Origin of the sequence: Puniceicoccus vermicola (assembly GCF_014230055.1) — a bacterium.
GTDB lineage: Bacteria > Verrucomicrobiota > Verrucomicrobiia > Opitutales > Puniceicoccaceae > Puniceicoccus > Puniceicoccus vermicola.
The window spans coordinates 1-3,524 of the sequence record NZ_JACHVA010000125.1 but is presented as its reverse complement, the minus strand read 5'-3'; the positions used below and the strand labels follow the sequence as shown (position 1 = coordinate 3,524).

The following is a 3,524-nucleotide window of genomic DNA, read 5'->3' as shown; positions in this document are numbered from 1 at the left end:
GCTTCGGAACCCTCAAGTTCACTTTGCCAGCAGTCGTCTCCAGCTTGCGTTCGTAATGGCCACTGCGGTGGGCCGTGCGCTCCTCGCTTCGCTCATAGCGGCTCGCATTGCAAAGATGCTCCGCCTCGGCGTTCAAAAGACCGTTGAGGGCTTCCTCCACCGTTCCGCGCACGAATCCGCTCAGATCCTTCTTCAGGTGATCGAAGTTGATCCGAACAACTTCGCTTGATTCGGCCTCACGGCCTGCTACTGTCTCTTCAGGTGTCTTTTCGTTGGTCTCTTCCATGGCTGTTAGTTGTGGTTAACCAACTGCCTACCGGATTACCGGCGGAAAGGCACTCTTTTCAATTTTGCGAAACTTTTTGGACGTTACCTTCGCGAAGCCCTAAAAAACCCGTCTTCCGACGGGCCTTTTTTGTCGCAAAACTACGACACAAATGAGCGCTAAATACGACCTCAATGTTGGAAAAAACCTTAAAATCCTACGACCGCAATTTGAACAAAATTACGATGTCAAAAAAAGTGCTTACACATTAACAACTGAAAAACAGGGAGTCGGCGTCGAGAAGCTGAACAAACCACATAATCTTTTCAATCTGGCATGCGATCAGTCCGCAAGCCTATGGTTGGCTTGTGGAGTCATTTCCTGTCCCGTGGCCCCTTCGTAGCCTCCCCTTTTTCAGACCCTTGCCTTCGAATAAGATACCAATCCCGCAAGGTTTCATCTAAAATGATCCAATGCTTAAATTCTGATCTTAACATAAACATTTCTCGTCCATTTGAAGGAGACAACTCGGTTCGAATTTTAACCAAGTTATGATCATACTCTTTAAGGCAGAAGATCTCCCCAAATTCATTATTCTGTATTACACTGAAGATAGCTTCCAGATCGGAAATATCTAAGCTGATAATCGATACCGTCTGCATCTTGAGCAAACTTTCCCGAAATTTACTATCACCTACGATTTCATTGAGATTATTCTTATCAAATTTCACCAGATATGGCTCTTCACAAGAATTTGCTCCAAATGAAAAATTCCAAAAAAGAAAAAAGATAATGCTGAAAATTCTGATCATTATAAAAAATCATCCTCCGAAAGGATCTGGAACCTCTGCAATAGGCGGAACTTCTCCATAAGGATCATTTGGCCCAGATCCAACGTGAGCTTCCTCATTACGAATAATGTCATCAAATATTGTTTTCATCTGGCCTTCTATGTAAGTGTGCTTTCCGTCATCTTCACATTCAGTTTTGCATGTATATTTCTTATTATACAAATTCTTGTAGTGGCGTGATGTTCGTTTAAACCCCTGCAGCATAGCTCTAACATGCGATTGCTCATGTCCATAAATACCATCTATATATAAACCACGGACTTCATTGCTGATAACAATCCGAAACGAGACTTGGACAGAACAAAACACTTCAAATTTGGTCGCATCATCTTCAGTCTCACTACAAGCACACCTAATTTGCACCCTCGGGGATGTATAAGCTAAGGCACCATCAGTATCTCCGTAAGACCACGGAACTCCTTCGGCTGAATCAGGTAAATAAAATTCATCGATAGCTGCCAATCCCAGAAAATCCCACTGATTCACAGCATCGTTACCAACCATCGCATAGAGATTCAGCCCACCCCGCTCCTCAATGGGATCCCTGGATGGCCACCGCCCCGTTTCAGGGACATAATATCTGAAGCCGTATACAGTAACACCCGACGCGGTGTCGTAGCCGTGTCCCCGTTTTTCCCCGACGCAATCAGGGCTTGCGGGCTGGTCGGACCCGGCGCGGCTGGCAGCTAAGAAAAAAAATCCCCCGACGCGGTTTTTTCGCCGTTCATGGGTTTCGCTCGGGGCGTATGCTTCGTTGAGGGCGACCATTTTCGAAGCAACAGGCTACGCCCGTAAGGCGGTCGAAGGAAGCAAAATCTCGGCCCGTTCGGCTATCGCTTCGACCAGAAAAAAGGCTTCCGGCGGAGGTCGGCGACCGCCTTAACGAGGATCGCGTCTTCGAAGGCTTCGTAGACCAAGGCGTAGCTCTTGAATCGCCGGAAAAAGACCCTCCGGTCGTTGCCGTGGAAAACGCGCATTACCAGCGGATCGCTTTTGGCGAAGGCGAGCGCGGTGCGGTATTCCTCGATGAAGTCCCGCCCCAGTTCGGGATCAATGCCCCGATAATAGCAGTAAGAGCCGCGCAAGTCGGCCATTGCTTCGGGATGGAACCTAACCTTCACCGGCAACCAGCTTCTCGACGAAGGATTCCATCGAGGCTTCGTCGATGGCTTCGACTTCCCCGCTTGCCAGTTGCGCGTTGCGTCGGTCGAGTTCGGCCCTCCACTCGGCATGGACGGCGTCTTCCGAACGTTCCTCCGACCATAAGGCGTGGACCACCGAAGCGGCCACGCGTTGTTTCTGTTCGGAAAGGCCGCTGAGTTCTCCGAGGATTTCTTTGATTATGGTGGTCATGCTACGATTATCAAAGATAGCCCGTCCGGTCGTTTCTTCAAGTCCGCTTTGCTTGTGCGGCCGGATGGCTGTTCTCGTAGACTTCGCGCAGGTGGACCAGGCTCACTTCGGTGTAAATCTGCGTGGTGTCGAGCCGGGCGTGGCCGAGGATGCTCTGGATGCTCCGCAGGTCGGCCCCGTTTTCCATCATGTGTGTGGCGCAGCTGTGCCGCAGCAGGTGGCAGGCCCCCTTTTTCTCGATCCCGGCGGCCTTGATCGTCTTGCTCACCCAGTTGCCGAGGTAGTTCGGGTTGAAGCGCTCGCCGTAGCCGCTGAGGAAAAAGGCCCGTTCGTCCTCCCTCATTGAGAGAGCCGGACGACTCCGCTCCAGATACGCTTCGAGCCAACGGGCCGTCGCCTCTCCCAGCGGGAGAAGACGACCTTTGCCGCCCTTGCCCTTGCGCACGTGGACGCTGGAGGCTTTCAGGTCGATGTCCTCGAGGTCCAGGGAGACGAGTTCGCCCCGGCGCATTCCGGTGGCGTAGAGCGTTTCGAGGATGGCCCGGTCCCGCAGTCCCAGCGGATCGGTAACGTCGGGCTGCCCCATCAGGCGGCGCAGCTCTTCGGCGTTGAGGGCCTTCGGCAAGGCGTGATAGGGCTTGCGGGGGAGTTCCAGGTCGGCCGCCGGGTTGGCCATCAGGAAACCGCTTTTGCACAGCCAGGAGAAGAACCGCTGCAAGGTGCCCAGCCTTGCCCGCTGGGTGCGCACGCTCAGCCGCTCGCCATCCTTCTTCTCGTAGCGGTAGAGCCAGCCCTGGTAGCTCTCGAGGATCGGCTTGGTGATCTGATCGGGAGAGGACAGTTCCCGCTCCTTCGCCCAGTCCAGGAACATCTTCAAAGCCCAACGGGCCGCGCTCAGGCTCGTCTCCGAGTAATTGCGCTCGGCCATCCGCTCCAGCCACGCCTCCGAGTGCGACCACAACGAAAAAGGATCGTCGTCGCCCTCCGGGCGAAGCGGGGCCGACAGGCCCCCTTTGCGGCGGCCACGCATCCCGGCCACGCTCGCTATGCCTTTT

The 3,524-nt window shown here is 53.4% G+C and carries 6 protein-coding genes; all 6 read right to left on the bottom strand.

Features of this window, described 5'->3' with window-relative positions:
• A partial coding sequence (locus tag H5P30_RS15900) for a transposase (RefSeq protein ID WP_185693898.1) occupies positions 1 to 286 on the bottom strand: 286 nt, incomplete at its 3' end.
• 353 nt (positions 287 to 639) lie between these two features.
• Positions 640 to 1,077, bottom strand: coding sequence for a hypothetical protein (locus H5P30_RS15895; RefSeq protein WP_185693897.1), 438 nt, complete (start codon positions 1,075 to 1,077; stop codon positions 640 to 642).
• A gap of 9 nt (positions 1,078 to 1,086) precedes the next feature.
• On the bottom strand, positions 1,087 to 1,884 hold the full coding sequence (locus H5P30_RS15890) for an RHS repeat-associated core domain-containing protein (RefSeq protein WP_185693896.1): 798 nt from the start codon (positions 1,882 to 1,884) through the stop codon (positions 1,087 to 1,089).
• A 62-nt stretch (positions 1,885 to 1,946) separates the two neighbouring features.
• Positions 1,947 to 2,210 carry a hypothetical protein gene (locus H5P30_RS15885; protein ID WP_185693895.1) on the bottom strand — a complete coding sequence of 88 codons (264 nt, stop codon included), beginning with the start codon at positions 2,208 to 2,210 and terminating at the stop codon, positions 1,947 to 1,949.
• Positions 2,211 to 2,226: 16 nt separating this feature from the next.
• The gene (locus tag H5P30_RS15880) at positions 2,227 to 2,469 is read right to left on the bottom strand and encodes an addiction module protein (protein ID WP_185693894.1); all 243 of its coding nucleotides are present in this window, start codon (positions 2,467 to 2,469) and stop codon (positions 2,227 to 2,229) included.
• A gap of 37 nt (positions 2,470 to 2,506) precedes the next feature.
• Positions 2,507 to 3,524 (bottom strand): site-specific tyrosine recombinase XerC (gene xerC, locus H5P30_RS15875; RefSeq protein WP_185693893.1); only part of this gene is annotated, 1,018 nt, incomplete at its 5' end.